This window comes from Pandoraea nosoerga (assembly GCF_902459585.1).
In the GTDB taxonomy this organism is placed as follows: domain Bacteria; phylum Pseudomonadota; class Gammaproteobacteria; order Burkholderiales; family Burkholderiaceae; genus Pandoraea; species Pandoraea nosoerga.
In genome coordinates, this window is the sequence record NZ_CABPSC010000002.1 from 388,763 (window position 1) to 408,590 (window position 19,828).

18 protein-coding genes and 1 pseudogene are annotated in these 19,828 nt (G+C 65.7%); 7 read left to right on the plus strand and 12 right to left on the minus strand.

All coding sequences use genetic code 11. The features are described from left to right. Positions 1 to 25: 25 nt before the first annotated feature. Positions 26 to 607 carry a hypothetical protein gene (locus PNO31109_RS04600; RefSeq protein ID WP_150554453.1) on the minus strand — a complete coding sequence of 194 codons (582 nt, stop codon included), beginning with the start codon at positions 605 to 607 and terminating at the stop codon, positions 26 to 28. Positions 608 to 782: 175 nt separating this feature from the next. Beyond that, complete coding sequence (locus PNO31109_RS04605) at positions 783 to 1,394, minus strand: hypothetical protein (protein ID WP_150554454.1); 612 nt, start codon at positions 1,392 to 1,394, stop codon at positions 783 to 785. 627 nt (positions 1,395 to 2,021) lie between these two features. Here PNO31109_RS04605 and PNO31109_RS04610 point away from each other — a divergent pair. From PNO31109_RS04610 to PNO31109_RS04635, 6 genes are all read left to right on the plus strand, one after another. Next, on the plus strand, positions 2,022 to 2,840 hold the full coding sequence (locus PNO31109_RS04610) for a DUF2092 domain-containing protein (protein WP_150554455.1): 819 nt from the start codon (positions 2,022 to 2,024) through the stop codon (positions 2,838 to 2,840). A gap of 497 nt (positions 2,841 to 3,337) precedes the next feature. Then, positions 3,338 to 3,523, plus strand: a complete 186-nt coding sequence (locus PNO31109_RS21840; protein ID WP_174966255.1) for a hypothetical protein — start codon at positions 3,338 to 3,340, stop codon at positions 3,521 to 3,523. Positions 3,524 to 3,614: 91 nt separating this feature from the next. Further along, positions 3,615 to 4,028: an alternative ribosome rescue aminoacyl-tRNA hydrolase ArfB gene (arfB, locus tag PNO31109_RS04620; RefSeq protein ID WP_150554457.1), complete on the plus strand. Its 414-nt coding sequence runs from the start codon at positions 3,615 to 3,617 to the stop codon at positions 4,026 to 4,028. Positions 4,029 to 4,149: 121 nt separating this feature from the next. Next, positions 4,150 to 4,473: a helix-turn-helix transcriptional regulator gene (locus tag PNO31109_RS04625; RefSeq protein ID WP_241014137.1), complete on the plus strand. Its 324-nt coding sequence runs from the start codon at positions 4,150 to 4,152 to the stop codon at positions 4,471 to 4,473. Beyond that, positions 4,470 to 5,765: a type II toxin-antitoxin system HipA family toxin gene (locus PNO31109_RS04630; protein WP_150554459.1), complete on the plus strand. Its 1,296-nt coding sequence runs from the start codon at positions 4,470 to 4,472 to the stop codon at positions 5,763 to 5,765. Before PNO31109_RS04625 ends, PNO31109_RS04630 begins: the two co-directional genes overlap by 4 nt. Before the next feature lie 114 nt (positions 5,766 to 5,879). Further along, positions 5,880 to 6,482 carry a DUF2239 family protein gene (locus PNO31109_RS04635; protein WP_150554460.1) on the plus strand — a complete coding sequence of 201 codons (603 nt, stop codon included), beginning with the start codon at positions 5,880 to 5,882 and terminating at the stop codon, positions 6,480 to 6,482. A gap of 103 nt (positions 6,483 to 6,585) precedes the next feature. Here PNO31109_RS04635 and PNO31109_RS04640 read toward each other — a convergent pair whose 3' ends face one another. From PNO31109_RS04640 to PNO31109_RS04675, 8 genes are all read right to left on the minus strand, one after another. Further along, complete coding sequence (locus PNO31109_RS04640; protein WP_150554461.1) at positions 6,586 to 7,800, minus strand: MFS transporter; 1,215 nt, start codon at positions 7,798 to 7,800, stop codon at positions 6,586 to 6,588. Positions 7,801 to 8,285: 485 nt separating this feature from the next. Continuing rightward, a complete protein-coding gene (locus tag PNO31109_RS04645; RefSeq protein WP_150554462.1) occupies positions 8,286 to 8,528 on the minus strand; it encodes a ChaB family protein in 243 nt (80 codons plus the stop codon). A gap of 119 nt (positions 8,529 to 8,647) precedes the next feature. Continuing rightward, positions 8,648 to 8,803 carry a DUF3309 family protein gene (locus tag PNO31109_RS04650; protein ID WP_072637024.1) on the minus strand — a complete coding sequence of 52 codons (156 nt, stop codon included), beginning with the start codon at positions 8,801 to 8,803 and terminating at the stop codon, positions 8,648 to 8,650. 321 nt (positions 8,804 to 9,124) lie between these two features. Further along, positions 9,125 to 9,550, minus strand: coding sequence for a PRC-barrel domain-containing protein (locus tag PNO31109_RS04655; RefSeq protein WP_241014144.1), 426 nt, complete (start codon positions 9,548 to 9,550; stop codon positions 9,125 to 9,127). Positions 9,551 to 9,623: 73 nt separating this feature from the next. After that, positions 9,624 to 9,986 (minus strand): BON domain-containing protein, encoded by a 363-nt coding sequence (locus tag PNO31109_RS04660; protein WP_150554464.1) that lies wholly within the window; start codon positions 9,984 to 9,986, stop codon positions 9,624 to 9,626. Between the two features lie 225 nt (positions 9,987 to 10,211). Then, positions 10,212 to 11,234, minus strand: a complete 1,023-nt coding sequence (locus PNO31109_RS04665; RefSeq protein ID WP_150554465.1) for a BON domain-containing protein — start codon at positions 11,232 to 11,234, stop codon at positions 10,212 to 10,214. A gap of 436 nt (positions 11,235 to 11,670) precedes the next feature. Next, the gene (locus PNO31109_RS04670; RefSeq protein WP_150554466.1) at positions 11,671 to 13,164 is read right to left on the minus strand and encodes a DUF2252 domain-containing protein; all 1,494 of its coding nucleotides are present in this window, start codon (positions 13,162 to 13,164) and stop codon (positions 11,671 to 11,673) included. Between the two features lie 10 nt (positions 13,165 to 13,174). Next, the gene (locus PNO31109_RS04675; protein WP_174966270.1) at positions 13,175 to 14,890 is read right to left on the minus strand and encodes a mechanosensitive ion channel family protein; all 1,716 of its coding nucleotides are present in this window, start codon (positions 14,888 to 14,890) and stop codon (positions 13,175 to 13,177) included. A gap of 448 nt (positions 14,891 to 15,338) precedes the next feature. Here PNO31109_RS04675 and PNO31109_RS04680 point away from each other — a divergent pair. Next, positions 15,339 to 17,275, plus strand: a pseudogene (locus tag PNO31109_RS04680) (EAL domain-containing protein). A 68-nt stretch (positions 17,276 to 17,343) separates the two neighbouring features. Here PNO31109_RS04680 and PNO31109_RS04685 read toward each other — a convergent pair. Then, positions 17,344 to 17,910 (minus strand): winged helix-turn-helix transcriptional regulator, encoded by a 567-nt coding sequence (locus tag PNO31109_RS04685; protein WP_150554468.1) that lies wholly within the window; start codon positions 17,908 to 17,910, stop codon positions 17,344 to 17,346. A 224-nt stretch (positions 17,911 to 18,134) separates the two neighbouring features. Next, entirely contained in the window at positions 18,135 to 19,679 is a 1,545-nt protein-coding gene (locus PNO31109_RS04690) for a DHA2 family efflux MFS transporter permease subunit (protein WP_241014142.1), read from the minus strand. Between the last annotated feature and the right edge of the window lie 149 nt (positions 19,680 to 19,828).

A 19,828-nucleotide genomic window follows, 5' to 3' on the forward strand; every position in this document is an offset into this window, starting at 1 on the left:
TGCTTCACCGTCGCGGCCCACCCCGTCAGGCGCCGTGCCGGCCGTGGCCACCCATCGACTGCACGGCATGTGGCGCGAAGACGGTCAGCGTTTCACCCAGCGCCTCGCGCGCATACGCCGCGGCCACCGTCATCTGCGCCAGACGCGCGCGCAACTCCAGATTTTCCCGCTCGAGATGCTGCACCCGGCGCATCGCGTCGGCCACATCGGTGAGCGCTTCATTCGCCGGCTTGTGCCCCTCGGGCATGGCGTCCAGCAAAGTAATGGCGCGGGCCAGATTCTGTTCCAGTTGCTGGACCCAGATAGACGGGCCGCTTGCGGGCAATGGACCAAAGGCGGGCGCCGCGGGCACCTCGTACAGCGCGCGTGCCCGCACGATGGCCTTCTGCACCGTGCCGGCGCTGGGGCGACGCGTCACGCCCGCCTCCGCCATGAAGCGAAGATAGGTTTGCGCCCCGTAGACCCGGTGCGTGGCTTTCCACACGTCGACAAGAAACGCATTGAGAAAAGCCGGATTGTTATGGGGATTTGCCGCGTCCGCGCTGCGCGCGGCAGCCAGCAAAGCAGCGTAGGTTGCATCGTCGAACTTTAAGGCGGACCGTGCCATGGCGATCTCCGGATGCTTGCCGTATGGGGGGCGTCGTCCGCCGGCGGGCTATCACTGGCGACACCGGCGGCGCGACGGGCCAAGCGAGCGCGTCAGCAGCACCACAACGCTTCGTTCGCGTGGTGCGATGCGCGCGAGAGAGTTCAGCGCTTATCGACTGCAGGGCTCCGGGTGATCACGGCTTCGGCGCCGGCGCCGGCGTAGGCGGCACCCACTTGCGCTTGGCGGTGGGATCCTGCGTCACCGCCACGGCAACCGCTTCGGTGTAGTCGACCGTTACGGCATCGCCCACCTTGACGCCCTCGAGCAGCTTCGGATCCTCCACGACCACATCCACCGTGCGCGAGGGGCCGCGTACAGTGATGACGTTGGCCTTGCGGTCGATTTTCTGCACGGTTGCCACGACCTTGAGGTTGCGCGCGGCGTCCGCGGCCGGGCGCTGGCCCGGCGCCGCCCGGTCGGCGCCTTCGGTCTGGACCCGGCTGCGGATGCCGTCGCCGGGCGCCACGGAAATCGCAACGGAGCGCTCGTAGGCCACCACGACCTTGTCGCCCTTGCGCATCTGCTCGAAATTCTTCACATCGGGACCGACGATAAACGTCACCGGCTTGCCGTGGTCGTCCGCGACCTGAATGGTGCGATTCTTCGCGTCGACGCCGAGCAGCGTGGTGCGGAATTCAACCACACCCCCTGCAACGATCGGTGCCGGCCGGGCCGCGTCTTCAGCGTGCACTACGGTTCCCAACGACAACAGGCCGGCCAGAATCATGGCTTGCGTAAGCTTCATGGTGAGTCCTTTGTTATCGATGTACGCGACTCCCGAACCGGGGACCGCGACTTAGTTAATTATCCAAACTAAAACACCGGGACTACCGGTCCATGCATTTACCCGGGGTTTCCGCTGGATAGTAACAAAATAATTCTAAATCGCAATGAAAATTCGTTTTGCATGCAAAATATCAAATCAATCCTGCGTAATTAAAATTGTCCATTCCTCCCGGCTCGCCGCTCATTCGCCATCGATAAACGCATCGGAATGATCGTCGCGGCTTGATACAGATCAATATTTGCGCGCATTGATCGCCGAATCCAGTGTAATGTGGCCCGCCCGAAAGAAACGTTTTGTTACAAATATCATCTCGTTATTAGAAAGATTCTTAATCCATTCGGATGATCATCACCAACTTGAAAGTTTGCATTCCGAATTACTAATCTCCTTTTATGCGGCGCGCTGTGGCTTTGTTCGCGGCTGCACTTCCTGTGGAGGCCGCGCCCGCCTTTGCGCACTTCCCCTGGGGAGTGGTTGCGCGTCCGCCTAGCGTCGCGCCTGCACATCGATGTCGTCCCGTTCAATTCCGCTTCCGAATGAGGTCACACAGTGCGAATCCCGTCCCTACGACGCATTTGCCGAAGATTGCCCCGCCACCGTGCGCTGCTCGCCCTGATGGCCGGCGCGCTTGCCGCCGCACCGCCGACGCTGGCGCAGGTGCCTGCTTCGGACAGCGATCTTCCTGTGCAAGGCATGCCGGAAATGCAACAGGGCGCCGTAGACGCGCTCTCTGCCATGAGCCGTTACCTGCGCTCGCTCAAACGGTTCCGCGTCGAAGCGGACACGGTAACCGACGCCGTATTGAGTACCGGGCAAAACGTCGGCTTTCTGCACCGAACCGAGTTGTCGGTCCAACGCCCCGACAAAGTGCGCGCAGTCGTGACCGGGCAGACGCGTAATCGAGGTTTGGTCTACGACGGCAGGACGTTCACGCTGTACGACCAGACGCAGGGCAAACATTTTTACAGTCAGGCAAGCGCCCCACCGACCATCGACCAGTTAATTCGGGATATCGACGAGAAATACGGTATTGGTCTGCCGCTGGCCGATCTTTTTTATTGGGGGATGGACGCCGACGATGCCTCGCAGCTTCGGTCGGCATTGTTTATCGGACTCGACCGCGTCGGGGGAGAATGGTGCAACCACTATGCTTTTCAACAGCCTGAGCTCGACTGGGAACTTTGGATACGCACTGGATCGCGCCCCCTGCCTTGTCGATTCGTCATTACGGACACCACACAGCCATCTCGACCACGGCACGCCGTGAACTACCGCTGGGACGCCAATCCGACTTTTGCCGCCGACACCTTCACGTTCCGGGCCCCTGCCGGGGCGCAGCGCATTGAAATGCGTCCGCCCCCCGGGCCGCGAAGCGACGCACTCCCGGCAGGAGGTCAGCGATGAAGCCGCCGACCTCTCACGACCGCGCCCGAATCCGGGACAAGTTTGTCGCGCCGCGAATCACGGCTACCAGCCGAGCCGTTTGCCTGGTGACTGCGGCGGTATTCGCGGTGGCTTCCGGCGCAAGCCATGGATTCGGCTTCCATGGCGGCGCGCGCACTAGCTTGCACGGTGGTGGCTTCCACGGGGGCGCCATATCGCACGGCGGCAGTTTCGCGGGCGCCGGCCCGAGGGGTGCTCAACCCGCGCATACCCACGCGGGCGCGACCCCCAGTCCCGGCCCAGGGCCGCGGCCCGCTCCCGCTCCCGGCCCCGGGCCTTCGCCGAACCCGGGCCCACATCCCCCCGGTCCTGGCCCCGGCCCTGTCCCTGGTCCTGGTCCTGGGCCTGGACCGCACCCGCCGCCGGGCCCGGGCCCGGGGCCGCATCCGCCGCCCCCGCCGCCTCCTCCACCTCCTCCGCCCCCACCTCCGTATTGGGGGGGTGGTTGGTATGATCCGGTGGCGGCGGCCGTCACGATCGGTGTATCCGCGGCGATCATCGGTTCGACCGTTGCCTCGATTCCGCCCGGCTGCGTCAGCACGGTCGTCAACAATGTGGCGTATCAGCATTGCGGCTCGACGTGGTATCAACCGGTCTACTCCGGCTCCACCGTCCAGTTCGTCGTGGTCGCGGCGCCACACTGACCGAGACGATGGCGCGGGGCTTCGGCCCGGCGCCATCGTCCCGGTTCCGGCGTGCTTGTGAGGGTGACAGCGAGAACGTTATCCTTGCTTCATGAATCGCCGCATCCTCATCGCTCCCGAAGACGTCGAGCTGACCGCCATGCGCGCCCAGGGCGCCGGCGGCCAGAACGTCAACAAAGTCTCCAGCGCCATCCACCTGCGTTTCGACGTCATGCGCTCGTCTCTGCCCGAGGACGTCAAGTCTCGCCTGCTCTCGCGGCTGGATCAGCGCATCACCCAGGACGGGGTGATCGTCATCAAGGCCCAGCAGCATCGGTCACAGGAACTCAACCGCGCGGACGCACTGGCCCGTCTCCAGGCGCTGGTCGACGCAGCCGCCGTGCCGCCACGCCGGCGCATCGCCACACGCCCCACGCTGGCCAGCCAGGTGCGGCGCCGCGACGCCAAACGGGTGCGCTCGCGCCTCAAGGCGTCTCGCGGCAAAATCCGTGGTGGTGACGAGTGACACCAAAAGATAATTATTGTTATCTTTTCTCTTAAAAAGAGATCTTAAACTATCTTTTTATGGCAAAACCGTTTTCGAGATGCTAAGATAAATCATCATTTTCTCGAAAATGCACACGAACATGAGCTTCATGGAACCCCTTATCGCGGCGCGCAAGGACGCCGGGCTGACGCAGGCCGAGCTTGCCGACCGGGCCGGCCTATCGCGCATGACGGTGCAGAAAGCGGAATCCGGCGCGCTCGACCCGCGGGTGTCCACCGTGCTGGAAATGGCGCGCGCGCTCGGACTGGAACCCATGCTCGTGCCGGCCGGCCTGCGGCAGGAAGTCGAAGCCTTCCTTCGCTCCGGCGGCAAGTACCTTGCGCAGCCCAGTGGCGTATCCGCCCCGCCCTCCATCGTCGAGACGCTCGGGCGGCCGGATGCCGCCGCCGGTGCCCGCTCATGAACATCAAATACCTGCGTGCATACCTTCATCAGCCGGACGGCTCGCGCCGACCGATCGGCTACCTCTCACAGTACGGCGACATCCTGCGCATGTCGTTCGACGAAGATTACATTGCCGACGCGCAGCGCCCGACGCTCTCGCTGGCGTATCGCGGCGCCAATGAAATGGCCACCCGCGAGATTCTGGCCTCGCCGCAGGACGCCCGCCTGGTGCGCACCGACGGTCGCTGGCCGGTGTATTTCGAGAACCTGCTGCCGGAGGGCCACAACCGCGAACGGCTCGCCGCCGAGCGCCGCTGCAGCCCGGACGACGAGTTCGAGTTGCTCGCCGCCGCCGGCCACGATCTGATGGGTGCGCTGGAAGTCGAGCCGGTCCCGGCGCGCGAAGGCGTGCCGGACGTCGTGCACCGCTGGCATACCGCGCTCGGACTGGAAATGGTGGAGCCAGGTTTCGTCGATACGCCGGTGGAAGACGCCGCCTCGCTGCCGGGCGTCGTGACCAAGTTTTCGGCCATTCGCGACGGGCGCCGCTACATCGTCAAGCGCCACGGGCGGGCGGGTTCGGTCATCCTCAAGCTGCCGACCACGCGACACCCCGACCTCGTCGAGAACGAATTCACCGGCTACCGGTTGTGCGGCGCGCTCGGGCTCGACTGCGCAAAAGCCGAGATCATCTCGCGGCACGACGCCGAACTGCCCGAGCAAGTGCCCTTCGAGCACATTCTCGCGGTGCCGCGCTTCGACCGGTTGCCCGACGGGCGGCGCGTTCACATGGAAGAATTCGCGCAAGTCCTGCAATACCCGCCGCGCAGCAAGTACGGACGCGGCCTGGACGTCGATTACACAACGATACTGCGCGTGCTCGATCAGCTCTCCCGACAACCCGTGCGAGACGTGCGCGAGTTCCTCCGGCGGCTCATCGCTTTCATCCTGCTCGGAAACACCGACGCCCATCTGAAGAACTGGGCGCTGACCTATCCCGACGCCCATACGCCGCAGCTCGCACCGGTGTACGACCCGGTTTGCGTTGCCGCCTTCTTTCATGATGTCCCGCTCACGCAGTACGGCGTGAATCGCGCCATCGACAAGACGCTGCGCGCGTTTGACTGGAACGCTCTCGAAGGTCTGTTGAAAGGCGCCGGACTGCTGCGCGTGGGGCGCCTGATGACGATCGCCCGCGAGACCGTCCGCGAAGCGCAGTCGCGCTGGCCCGCCCTGCTCGGCGACGCCCCCGGCGCAGTCCGCGCCACGGTGCTCGAGCGGCTCAATGGTGGCGTCGCGCTCACGGCTTGAGCGGTTCCGCCCCCCCGTCGGACGAAAATATTACCCGGATGATATTGCACCTCCTATAACACCCGGGTAATATTAGTCGGTGTTGACGATTTTCGTCTGTTTCCGGAGTCCGCCATGACCGCTCATTCCCCCGGTTTCACCGTCTTTCGCGATATGCGCCGTATCGCGTCGGGTTCGCTCGCCGACGCCGCCATTGCTTACCAGCAAGCGACGATGGCCGACCCGAATGCGGCGGTATTCATCTTTGACGACCTGCACGGCGACACGCGCGACGTCGATGTGCGCGGCACGGCCGTCGACATCCGCGCCCGCTATGGCACACCGGCGCCGGCCGCGCCCGCAGGCGAAGCAGCTCCGGCCAGAACGCGCGGCCGCCCAAAACTCGGCGTCGTCTCGCGTGAAGTGACGCTGCTGCCCCGCCATTGGGAGTGGCTGGCGGGTCAGCCGGGTGGTGCATCCGTTGCCCTGCGCAAGCTCGTCGACGAGGCGCGCCGCAGGCATGCCGGACGCGACTTGCAGCGCCGCGCACAGGAGCGCGCATATCGCTTCATGTCCACGATCGCAGGCGATTTGCCTGGCTTCGAGGAGGCGTCGCGGGCCCTGTTCGCGAACGACCTCGAGGCGCTGGGCTCGCGTATGGCCGGCTGGCCGGACGATGTGCGCGCGCATGTGCTGCGCCTCGCATCCCCCGACGATCTCGTCGACGCGCCCGCATGAGGCCGCCCAGCCCAGGCAGGCGTCGCGTCTCACGCGGGCGCTACGCCGGGCATCGCCGGCTTGCCGGTATCGAGCGGTCGCAGGGGATCTCGGTGAGGGCGTGTTACGGCGCCTTCTGGCGCGCGTCGTACCGGGCCCAGGCGAACATGAGCATGCCGGCGCAGGAAAGCAAGGCGCCGACCCAGCCGGTCGACGTCCAACCGTAACCCGCCGTGATCGCCGCGCCGCCAAGCCACGCGCCGGCCGCGTTGGCCATATTGAAGGCGGAGTGATTGAGCGCCGCCGCGAGCGTCTGCGCCTCGCCGGCGACGTCCATGAGACGGATCTGCAAGGCCGGCCCGATGATGATAATCGTGCCGATGGCCAGCACGTTGACACCGGCGAGCCAGGGGCTCGACGACGTGAAGGTGAACGCGCCGAGCAGCAACGCCGACCAGATCAGCGTGCCGCCGATGGCGCGCATGAGCGACGCCGCCGCAACCAGACGCGGCCCGATGACGGTGCCCGCCACCATACCCACGCCGAAGAGTGCGAGGTAGAACGGCACCCACGCTTGCGGCACACCAGCCACCTGCATGAGCGTCGGCTTGATGTAGCTGAATACGGCGAACATGCCGCCAAAGCCGATCGCGCCAATGCCCAGCGTGAGCCACACCTGCGAGCTGCGCAGTGCGCTCAACTCGCGCAGCGGGCTCGCGCCGTGGGGCGCGGGGGCGTTCGGCACCCAGCGCCAGACCATCAGTGCCGTGAGCGCACCAATGGCGCCGACCAGCACGAACGCGGCCCGCCATCCCAGCCATTGGCCGAGACCGGCGGCAAGCGGCACGCCAAACAGCGTGGCGAGCGTGAGGCCGAGCATCACCTGCCCGACCGCATGGACGCGACGGTGCGAAGGCACGAGAGACGCAGCAACGAGCGATGCCACGCCAAAGTAGGTGCCGTGCGGCAAACCGCTCAGAAAACGCAGCCCGATAAGCGCCAGGTAGTTCGGCGCCAGGGCGCTGGCGATATTCCCGATCGAGAACATCGTCATGAGGGCGATCAGAAATGCACGCCGCGGCAGGCGCACGCCGAGCACCGCCAGCAACGGCGCACCGATGACCACGCCCAATGCGTAAGTGCTGATCGCATGACCGGCTTGGGGAATGGTGATGTTCAAATCCCGGGCGACGTCCGGCAGCAGACCCATGATCACGAACTCGCCCGTACCGATACCGAAGCCGCCCATCGCCAGCGCGACGAACGACAACCACACGGGAATGGACGATGGGGGCAAAGCTTCGGCTGCCTCGGCGGGCAAGACTTGGGGGGCACTCATTGGAATTCGGTGATGACAGCAGCAGCGCGAGGCTGCCAAGTTGCCGGTAGCGGCAGGAAAAAACGGCGGCGGGTGCTGCACGATATCGATGGCCGCGATAGGAGCATCCGCCATCGGGCGCCATCGGGCGTACCAGGCACCGCAGCCCGGTTAAGGACGGACACCCGGGACGCCCGGGACGCCCGGGACACCCTGTTAAGGACGCCAATTTTACGCCAATGGCCGAGATCTTGCCGAGCAGGCGCTGCAACGCAGCATTCACAACATTTCATGAGACATGAGGTTCACGGCGCCACGACGACCGACTTATCTTGCACCGCAAAAAAAAGCCGGCCCAGTGGGTGGGCCGGCAATCTACGGTTGCGCTCCGGATGCGGGTACCGGATGCAATCGTATTGGGGGTCGACGAAGCGAGGTGCGCGGCAAACGCCCGGCCCGGCATGGGGGCCGCGTCGTTCGTTCGCACTCCGCTCCGGAATCCGTCGTCAGTGACGATGCTTCTTCGCTCGCCACTGACCCGACGATTCATCCTTTTCGTAGTTCTTTTTCACGGCCGTCCATGCCACCTTGTGCGCGGTTTCCTCGCGCGACTCGTGCCCCCGCCGTTCGGCGGGTTCCTTGTATTCGTCCCAGGCGGCGTTGAATGCCTTGAGGTAAATCTCCTGTGCGTGTGCGGGCAAGTGGTTCTTGACGCTCGCAGGCAAATCACGCGTTTGGTGATACGGCATGACGATGTCTCCTTGCACGCAGCCCCTCGAATCCGGTTCGCGGGACATCCATGCAGTTCCGGTGGAGCAATGTCGAGCGGCGCGCAAGCCCGCGGTTCCCGCGGGCCGGCGCCTGCCGATCATATGTGCCCCATCAACACCAGCAACACGACGATCAGCACGACCAGCCCGATGCCGCCGGACGGGTAGTAACCCCACCCCCGGCTGTAGGGCCAGGCCGGAATCGCGCCAATTAGCAACAGAATCAGAACGATCAACAAGATGGTGCCAAGCATGACTTTCCTCCCTTGTCGCCTTGCCGATGCGGCGAGGCATGGCGCCGACGCAGTTGCGCCGCCCTCCCGAGTGCCGCGCGCCGGTCGCGCGCGACGTATTTACCCGGCGGCTTGACGGGCGGCTCTTCCACCGGCGGGTCCAACGGCCTGTCGGGCGGCGGTGCCGGGGGCGGTTCGTCCTCCTCGGGCGGCGACTTCGGCGGCGGCGTTCCAGGCGGCTTGCCCGGCTCGAACGGCTCCGGCAGATGCCCGCTCAGCCCATGGAATGGCGTCAGCCGGCAAATTTCGGTTTGGCTCGGCATGAGCAACGTCCCGCCCGGCTCAATGCCAGTAGGGGTCGACGGTGTAATAGGTATGCACCTGCTCGGCCCACTGCAGGTCGGCCATGCTCGGCCAGTGATCCTTGTCGAAGCCCGGCGCCTTCTTGAGGGCTTCCTTGTCGATGTCGAGAATGAAGCGCTTGTGCTCCACGTCGAGCTGCAAGGCATGCCACGGAATGGCGAAGAGCTTGTCGCCCATGCCGAGAAAGCCGCCGAACGACAGCACGGCGTAAGCGACGGTGCCGCGCTGCACATCGAGCATGATGTGCTTGACCTTGCCGAGACTCTCGCCGGCGGGGTTTACGACGTCCTCCGCGTCGAGCGAGTCGGCTGCCATGATCGACGGCCCGGGACCGTCAGGCAATTTGTGGCTCGCGCCAACGATACGGGCACCCGACTGCGATGAGGCGCCCCGCTGGGTATGCATGGTCATGGTTCCTCCTTCGTCCGGTCATGTCGCGGCGCGCAGCGCGCGCCCGCGACGGATGGCACGAATGCGGTTACTTGCCCGACACCTTGATGTCGTCCTTCACGTCGACAACGCCGTCGACGCCCTTGACCGTATCCACGACGAGGGTCTTCTGCGCCGACTGCGGCACCGAGCCCGTCAGGTGCACCACGCCGTTGCGCGTGGTGACGTGGACCTTGGTGGACGGCACGTCCTTCTTGGCGAGCAGCTCGGCCTTGACCTTGGCGGTGAGCGCCGAGTCATCGATCTTGCGACCGGTATCGCTCATGGCACCGCTCGCACCGGCGTTGTCGGCGATCTTGATGATGCCGCCCTGGTCCAGCGCATGCGCCGAAATGCCGGCGGTGGCGAGCGCACCCGCCATGACGAGTTTGAGCAGATTGGCTTGTTTCATTGATGACCTCCCGAAAATGTCGTCACATCGTTGGCAGTGTCTGCCGTGGGCGTCACCTTCAGCACATCCTGTGCGGCGCCCCTGCGACGAACGAGTCCTAGGTGATACATCCCCTCGCCCGGAGATGCCCGGCCTTGCCTGTCCGCCAGGTCCGGCCCGCGACGTGAATGCAGCACGCCCCGCGCTCCGGCCCCGCCGGATATTCGTTGACGCGTCCGATCGGCGTCAGATCTTGTGCCCTTCCTGGCTTTCGCCCGGGCGACTCATCGGTTTCTCGCGGCGCTCGTGCAACCGGTTGTCGACGCCCGTCACACCGGGAACCTTGGCGACAACGCTCTCCACGACATGCTGCATCGATCGCTCGGGCACGGAGCCGGTAAGCAGCACCAGTCCGCTGTGGACAGACACGTCGACCCTTGCGACGTCGAGATCGCGCGCATCGAGCAGCGCCTTGCGAACCGCGTCGCGCAACACCGTATCGTCTCCCGACGCACCGTGCGAGCTCGCCCGCACCGATGCATGCGCCGTATGCTGCGGTTGGCCGCGCACGCCGGTCTTCGCAGACCGACGTTCGTCGTCCTTGACCGCCCCGGGCCCGGCTTCGGCCGTCGAGAGCGCTGCCTGCGCGCCGACAGTGCCTTGCGGCCACTCCACGCGCCGCGATTGCGCCGGACTCGGCGGCGAAGGCACATGGCCCGCCGCATTACGGCCCGTCCCTGCATAGTCGTCGTGGGGCCCATAGCCGCTTTGCCGTCCGAACCGCGGGTGTTCGCCCGGGGACGCATTCCCGGGGCCGTAGCCGCTTTCTTCACCGTGGGCAATCTCCGGCGCATAACCATGGCTGCCGCGAGCCCCCTGATGGCCTGCCTCACTTCCCGTCCGGGTGTCGCTCGGCGCAGCGGACGACTCCCCGGACGACGCCTTCGTCGTGTTTTCGTTTTGCTGCGCGCCTCGCTTCGGGTTGGAGGCCCCCAACCATGCCGGGTCGCTCTGTTTGGCGGCCTGCGCCGTCTGCGCGTTGCGCATCGCGGACTGCCTGGTTTCGTGCGACGCCGCCGAATTCGTGCCGCCCGGCCCGTTCAGTGCGTCGGCTCCCTGCGCGCCGCCACCAACCGTCTCGGCATCGCCATCTTCATGCGTGAGTACGTGTTCCTCGTTCTGTCGGCCTTCGTCGGCCCCTTTCTTCGCTTCCTTGTTCACCCCTTCGTTCGCCGCACCGGCCGGCGATGGGGAATTGCGCTTCGCCATGACAAACTCCTTGGCTGCCGCCGACGCCACGGTTTCCGGCACTCGGCTTGTTGAAATCGATTGTAGATAGACGGGTTCGCCGGGCGAATCGGCGGAATCTGAAAGACGTGTAGGCGCATGCTGGCAAGTCGCGAGGGGGCGACGGAGGACGAGAGGTCGACCAGGGAAATCTCTTTTCAGTCGGGAGGTTACGGCACGGAATGAAGGTGATTTACGAGCACGCCGAACACCGACCGCGGCACAAGAACGCAGGGCCGCCGGCTGGCCGGTGGGACGTGTCCTACAGCCCGACGCTCACCGATCTCGCTCACCGATCTCGCTTACCGATCTCGCTTACCGATCTCGATGTGATCGAACAACTTGCGGAAGTATTCGATATCCACGGCCAGCGAGGCCACGCCGCCAAATGCGCCGTCGGGCCCGGCGGTGCGCCGGCTCAGGCCATGAAGTCCGCCGCCATGTCGGCGTCGGTGCGTGCCTCCAGCCTGCCGTCACGGCATGCCTTGCGAAAGACGTCGTAGTCGCGCTCGACCTGATCGGCGTAGCCGGTCGCGTAGTGGATCAGCGCCTCGCCGAGCCGCACGCCCTTGCCGACGTAACCGACCATTTCGGCCGCGCAGCCGCCCGCCTTCGCGTGCGCACGCGCGAGCACCCAGCCGCACAGTCCGGCGTATTCGCGGAATCCGTCGGCGCGAAAGAGCTCGAATTGCGCGGAGATCTTCATGTCACGCAGCTGACGCCCGTAAATGCAACGCCCGAACGGACCGCTGGCCCAGCCGAGAAACGCGTCGGAGGCCGCCTGCATGAGGCGCTGGCCCTCCACGACGCGTCGTCCGTCATGCTTGGGTGTCGTGCTGCGGAAATAGCGCGAGATCACCGACTTCGACGCTTCCTTGAACTGAAGAAAGAGAGGCTGGCCGTGCGCGTCCATCATGAGCAGCACCAGGCAGCGCGTGCCAACGCTGCCCACGCCCACCACCTTGAAGGCCAGATCTTCCTGCGTGTAGCTCGCCAGCATGCGCGCCCGGTCCACCGGCAGCGAGCCCACATAGCTCCTGTAGACGGGGGCGAACAGGGTGCGCCAATCACCCAGCCCCAGCCAGTCGTCCTCGGGGCCAAACAGCGTCGTGGCGCCGTGTACATGAAAGACGGTGGGCGGCGTGTCGCGGATCTGCCAGTGGTCTCCGACTTGCTGGGCGAACTTGGGCAGCACGTTCTCATGCGTGCGCCCGGCCGCGCGGGCGATACCCCGTTTCACGCCATCGCGCACCCGGTCCGTGCCGGCGAGCTCGAGCATGCGCTCAAAGGTGATCTGCTCGTGCCAGAGCGCGATCGTCGGCATATGGGCGTACTCGTCCAGACGCCGCGCATAGCTGTCGACTGCCGCGCGCACCATCTCCACGCCGAGACCGTCGCCGAAGCCGAATTGTCGAGCGGCGAGCACCAGGCTCGCGCAAAGTCGCTTCAGGTCCCATTCCCAGGGGCCGGGGGCCGTCTCGTCGAAATCGTTCAGATCGAAGATCAGCGTGCGCTCGGGCGTGGCGAAGCCGCCGAAATTGGCCAGATGGCAGTCGCCGCAGATCTGCATCGTGAGCCCGGTGTGCGGGGTGCCGGCGAGATCGTGCGCCTGAACGATGGCGCTGCCGCGAAAGAAAGCGAATGGCGACGCCAGCATGCGGCCGTAGCGCAGCGGCACGAGCGCGGCAACGCGCCCTTCGCTGCTCGTGCGCAGCAGCTCCACGATGTCGCGCTCGAGATTGCCGAGGTGAGCGTGATCGCCGCGCGGCACTTTCTGGCGCAACTGGCGTCCCGCCCCCACGCGAGCCTCGAACGGAACGACCGGAGGGACAGGCGCGGCGATCGCATCGGTGAGTGCTTCGCTGCCCGGGGCACGGGAAGACGACTTGGCGGACGACAACTTGAGAGACATGGCCGGCTCCTTATGTCTGGGACGACGTCTGCACGCTCGCCTGCGTCGGCGCCTGCGCCGGAGCGGGATACCAGTGCTCCGGCCGGATCGTGAGCGGCGAATCGGGCTGTTCTTCGAAATGCGGCGACATGATCTGTACGCCGTAGCGGTTGAAAACGTCCTGAATGTTCTCGTGCAGCGACGAAATCGCGGCAAAACGCGTGGCCGGATCGCGCAGCGTGGCGAACAGCTCATACTCCACGTAGAAGTCGGAGAGCGCCCGTTGCAACACGTATGGCGCCGGCGCCGACGCAACCTGCGGCGTACTCGCGGCAGCCTCGATGAGCATCGCATGCACTTGCCGCCATGGGGTGTCGTAACCGATGGTGAGCGTCGTACTGATCGCCACACCGAGGTGTCGTCCCTGCGTCGTGAAGTTGCGCACCGTCGAGGCCACGACCACCGCATTGGGGATCGTCAGCTCCTCTTTCGCCTGATTCAGAAGCTTGACCGAGAGGGCGTCGACGGAGATCACCACGCCCGTCGCATCGCCGATGGACACGAGATCGCCTTTCTTGAGCGAGCGGCTGTAGATCACGACCATGCCGCTCATCAACTGATTGACGATGCCGCTCGAGCCGAGCGTGACCATCAGACCGAACAGCACCGACAGCCCCTTGAAGACATCGCTCTGCGCGCCCGGCATGTACGGGTAGGCGAACGTGATCGCAAGGCCCCAGATCACGACCGACACCAGACGACGCGTGGCGCCCGCGGTCTCCGGATGCATGCCGGGGATGCTCAGACGGCCGCTCTGCACCGCGTCGAACACGTTGTTCACGAGGCTTTGCAATGCGCGGGTGAGCAAGAAGATGACGATCACGGTCATGACGCCGGGGACCGCCGCGGCCACACCCAGCCCGAAGCGGTCCACCAACGTCCAGAGGAAGTCGGACAGCCGCGTGGCCAGCGGCTCACTGACCGGGAATTGCATCAACGCGAAGATCAGGTACAGATAGGCAAACGCCAATGCCAGACATACCGCGCCGATCTGCACGATCTGGTGCACGAGCTGCATGGCCGAGCCGGTCCAGTCATAGGTGCGTGCGGTGCGTTGGAGAACGTGCTTTTCGAAAGCCGTCTGCAGGCGAGTCTCCAGCCGACTTCGCATGCGCCCCACACCGATCACCAGCAGCGCCAGTACGCCCGCGCCCAGCGCGCTGAGCGCGATCCCCCGAAGGATTGTCGGCCAATGAAGCTGGGCGCGGCGCGCCGCGAACGCCGCCTGAAGGCGCTGACGGACGACCTCGCCGGTCTCCTCGAGGGTGCGCGGGTCGCCCGGTGCCAGGTCGTCTGAGGTCAACGCGAAGAGCAGTCGGTCCTGCACCCGAAACGCAACGCCCGAAACGCCTCCCACGGAGACGTGCAACGCGTCCACCGGTGCGCCGAATGCGCTGGCCGGCAGGCCGCCGAGCGCCGCCCGGGCTCGTGCGGCCCGCACCTGAGGCGTCGCGCCGGCCAGAACCCCGCGAAACGTGACGATGGGGCGATCCATGAAGCGAAGCGCGACGCCATCCGGTCCTTCGGCCGCCGATGCACTCAGGTTAGGTGGCTGCTGCCCCGGGAGCGCCTCGCTTCCGTCTGTCGCAGCTACCGGCACGGCCGCCTCCGGCACAACCGAATCCGCCGGAAAACCGGGCGCAGCCATCCATCCACACACCACCACCAGCACTTGCAACAGCCTCATGCGAACGCGCATATCACGGCTCCTGCGGGCAAGTTGTTCATCAAGATTGAACGCGGCGCAAGGAAATCCCGCGGAAATCGGGCAAAATCGAGGGCTGCCAGATACCGCCATATAGGCTCCCGCCGCCCGTCTGTCGCGAGCGCGAAAGCGCAACGCGCTGTGGATCACCCGGGTTCCCCCGGAGCACCGTGCGGGTGCGTTGCGCACGCGACGCCGCCTGATTCGTCCCTGGCCGGGGACGCCGACGGAGGGCGGATATGAACGGATTATTCACTATGGCATGGGCAGTGTCGAGCGTCGGCGAGGCATGCACGGACATTGGCCGGTCCAATGCGCTCGCCCGGCCGGCAAGCCCAGCCCCCTTGTCGGAAAAATTCCGACACCACGCTCAACTATTGGCTGCCCATGCCGATAACCAGTTAAGCGGCACTTTTCGGTCGGTTTTCATATGTCCAGTACGTACAGTGGTTGGCTCGTCGCGTTATCGCTTGCGGTAGCGGTACTGGCGTCGTTTACGGCGCTGGACCTCTCGGGTCGCATCTATCTCCTGATTCACCGCGGCATGCGCCACGCCTGGCTCGCCGTGGGTGCCGCCGCCATGGGAATCGGCATCTGGTCGATGCACTTCATCGGCATGATGGCCCTCTCGCTCTCCCCGTCCGGGACGCGGCTCGACAACGCCTCGGCCGTGCCGCTCGGCTACGACCCGACCCTCACGGCCGCCTCGCTCGCCATCGCCATGGGGATTTCGTGGGGCGCGCTGTGGCTCGTCGCGAGCGAACGCTTCACCCGATGGCGCCTCGCCATCGCAGGCGTCACGCTGGGCATCGGCATTGCCGCCATGCACTACACCGGCATGGCGGCCATGAAAATGAACCCGGCCATCGAATACGATCCGCGCCTGTTCGCGGCGTCGGTGGCCATTGCGATTGTCGCGGCCACCGCCGCTCTGTGGATCGCCCGAACGCTGCGCGACGGCAGCCTGCGCTACGTCCTGGCCAAGCGCGTGGGCGCCGCGCTCGTCATGGGCCTGGCAATCACGACCATGCACTACACGGGCATGGCCGCCGCCAACTTCGCACCGGGCGCCATCTGCGGCGCGGCCGCCGGCGTCAGCTCGCCGTGGCTCGCATGTTGATCAACTCCCGTCGCGACCAGCGTCGCTTTGCCGTGCTGTTCATGGATCTGGACGGCTTCAAGACGATCAACGATTCGCTGGGCCACAACGTGGGCGACGACGTGCTGCGCGCCTTCGCAAAGCGCCTGCGCAAGAACGTGAACGGCGACGACGTGGTCGCACGCCTGGGCGGCGACGAATTCGTCGTGCTGCTCGGGGCGCTGTCCTCGCCCCAGGTCGCCGGTCGCGTGGCGCAGCGTCTGCTCGACGACATGCGCGACGGCTTGCGCGTGGGCGACCAGTCGCTGCACGTCATGCCCAGCATCGGGGTGGCGGTGTTCCCGGACGATGGCGAGAGCATCGACGTGCTGCTCAAGCACGCCGACACCGCAATGTACGAAGCCAAGCGCGCCGGGCGCGGCACGTTCCGCTACTTCGAGCCGCGCATGAACGCCGCCGCGCAGCGCACCTGGGAGATTCAGCAGGCGCTGCACGACGCCGAGCAGGCGCAATACTTCTCGCTGCACTTTCAGCCGAAATATCGCGGCGACACGGAAGCGCTGGCCGGCGCCGAAGCGCTGCTGCGCCTCACGCATCCGACCTTCGGCGAGCTCCAGCCAGTCGACTTCATCCCGGTGGCCGAGCGTACCGGGCAAATCGTGCAAATCGGTTACTGGGTGGTGCGCGAGACCTGCCAGCACATCAAGACATGGGATGCCGCAGGGCTTCCGCCCGTAAAGGTCGCGATCAACCTCTCGCCGCGCCAGCTGGCGCAGTCGTCGCTGGTGGAGAACATCGTGACGATCGTCAACGAGGCCGGCGTCGCCTGCGACCGGCTCATGTTCGAGATCACCGAGACGGTGGCGATGTTCGACGCGCAACACACCATCGACGTGATTCGCGCGTTCCAGGACCACGGTTTCGAAGTGGCGATCGACGACTTCGGCACCGGCTACTCCAGCCTCGCCTACCTGCAGCGCTTTCGTGTGAAGCAGTTGAAGATGGACCGGTTCTTTACCAATGGCCTCGACACTTGCGGCCAGGAGGGCAGTGCCGTGGTGTCGGCCATCATCGCGCTGGCCCACTCGCTCGACATGGATGTCGTGGCCGAAGGCGTCGAGACGGCCTCACAGCGCGAAGCGCTCAAGACCCTCGATTGCGACGAACTGCAGGGTTTCCTGCTCGGCAAACCGCTCACCGGCGACGCCTTCGCCCGGCTGCTCGCCTCACTGCCAGGCGTGCCGGGCGCCGCCGCCGCGCTGGCGTAATGGTGCGGCAGGCCGGCCAAAACCGACTGAAACCTGCCGACATCTGCCGGCACCTGCCGAAACGGCATTTAGCGCCCCGCACCTCCCGGCGCTTGGGCGACACGTCCGCCATCGGTGCCATCGAAGCTGCCGGGCGCCTGTCCCGTCGCAAATGCCGCGGCCTGCGCAAGACGTTTGCGCATCGCTTCGCTCGCGGCGGGCCCGGCCGACGGGATATGGCGCTTCGGGTCCAGCCGCACGCCCGTCACGGCGTCGACGACCACCGGCTCGACAGCCTGGCCGGTCTCGCGATCCACCAGTTGCGCCGACACCCCCTCCGGCGCGAAATGCCGGTTGCCCCACGCCAGCAACGCCCACAACACCGGGCGGAAATCGCGCCCCGCGTCGGTCAGCACGTATTCGAAGCGCGGCGGCCGGTCGCAATACTGGCGACGCTCGAGCAGCCCTTCCTCCACCAGCGCATTCAGACGTCGCGTGAGCATGTTGGGCGCAATGTCGAGACGGCGCTGGAAGTCGTCGAAGCGCGTCGTGCCATAGCCGGCTTCGCGCAAAATCAGAATGCTCCACCACTCGCCCACTCGCTCGAGGCTGCGCGCGATGGGGCACTGCATGTCGCGAAACGTTTTTCGTTGCATCAGGAATTCCTCCGCTCGAGAGCAGTCGGCGGGGCCGCCCCACCCTTGCTATTACCATGCAAGTGAGCATAAGCGCGTCGCCGAGGACAGGCAAGCCCATGTCGGTCGCCATCGCACCGCATCCCGAGCAGGCGAATTGAATGCGACCCTCCCCTCAACAAAATCAAACACTTAAAAATCATTCCTGACACAACGCATTTAAAGTGAATTCTGCTGCCAACGGCTCAATGGGCGTCCGCGCCGGGGGCCTTGGGCGGTGCAACCCGATGCATGAGCGGCACCATCAGCGTCACACACACGAAGATTGCCCCCAGCCCACCATAGATGTCGCCAAAGGTGATCGTCTGCGCCTCGCGCAATGTCAACAGCCACAGTTGGCGAAGCGCCGCCGTGTGCGCGTCGGCGACATCGAGCCCGGCGGCATTCATGCGCGCGCCTACGCCCGCCAGCCATGCGCCGAGCGCGGCACTGCCCTCGCCCATGCGCTCGGCAAGACGGAAAAAGTGCAGATTGGTCCGGTCATTGAGCACGGTCGTGCATACGGCGATCCCGATCGCTCCGCCCAGGTTTCGCATCAGATTGAAGAGTCCCGAGGCAAGACGCAGCCGCGCCGGCGGCAAGCCGCCCAGCGTCAGCGTAACGATCGGGGCGACCGCGAACTGCTGCGCCGCTCCGCGCAACGCCTGCGGCAGCAGAAGCTGCGCCGCTCCCCAGTCGTGCGTCATCGGCGCGAACTGCCACATCGACAGGGCGAACGCGCCAATGCCGGCCATCATCAACACCCGCAGATCGACGCGATTCGCGAGCATGGCGTACACCGGAATCGACAGTAGCTGGAAGATGCCGGTCGAGAACACGGCGAGGCCGATCTCGAAAGCCGAGAAGCCCCGCACGCGCCCGAGAAACAGCGGCGTGAGGTAGATCGTCGCGAAAATCCCGATCCCGGTGGCAAACGAGAAGAAGCAGCCGAGAGCGAAGTTGCGGTCCTTCAGCGCCCGCAGGTCGACCACCGGCCGGGAGTAAGCGAGGCTGCGCCACACGAACGCGATGCCGCACAGGCCGGCGAGCCACGCCGTCGTGCGGATGGTATCGTCGCCGAACCAGTCCCAGCGCGGCCCCTCTTCCAGCGTATATTCAAGGCAACCAAGGCAGACGGCCATCAGCGCCATGCCGAGATAGTCGGCCCCGCGCAGCAGCGACCAGTCAGGACGGTCGATGCGCACGAGCAGCGGCACGGTGACCGTCACGAAGATGCCGGGCACGAGATTCACGAAGAAGAGCCAGTGCCATGAGTAGTTGTCCGTGATCCAGCCGCCGATGGTCGGCCCGAGCGTTGGCGCCAGCGAAGACAACCCGCCGACCACGGCTGCCGCCAGCACCCGTTGCGGCCCGGTGAAGAACGCAAACGCCGTGGTGAACACCAGCGGGATCATCGAACCGCCAAGGAACCCTTGCAGCGCGCGAAACGCAATCATGCTCTGGATATTCCACGCGGCGCCGCACAACAGGCTCGCGACCGTGAAGCCCGCGGCCGACGCGGCAAAGATCCAGCGCGTCGACATCACGCGCGAGAGCCAGCCCGACAGAGGAATCACGATGATTTCGGCAATCAGGTAGCTCGTCTGCACCCACGCCGTTTCGTCGGCACCGGCGGACAACCCGCCGCCAATGTCCCGAAGCGACGCGGACACGATCTGGATGTCGAGCAGCGCGATGAACATGCCGACGACCATGGTGGCAAAGGCGACGACCTTCGCCTGCGTCGACATGGCGCCGGCCGAGAAGCCGTCGCGCGGCGCGGATGGGCTCACCGAATGCGAATCGTTGGCCGGCGGGTTCGGTTGACCCGGCAACTCCGGGGGCAGGGTCGCGGGCGCGCTCGCCGCCGTCGCAGCGCCCACGGCGCCCGATGATGAAG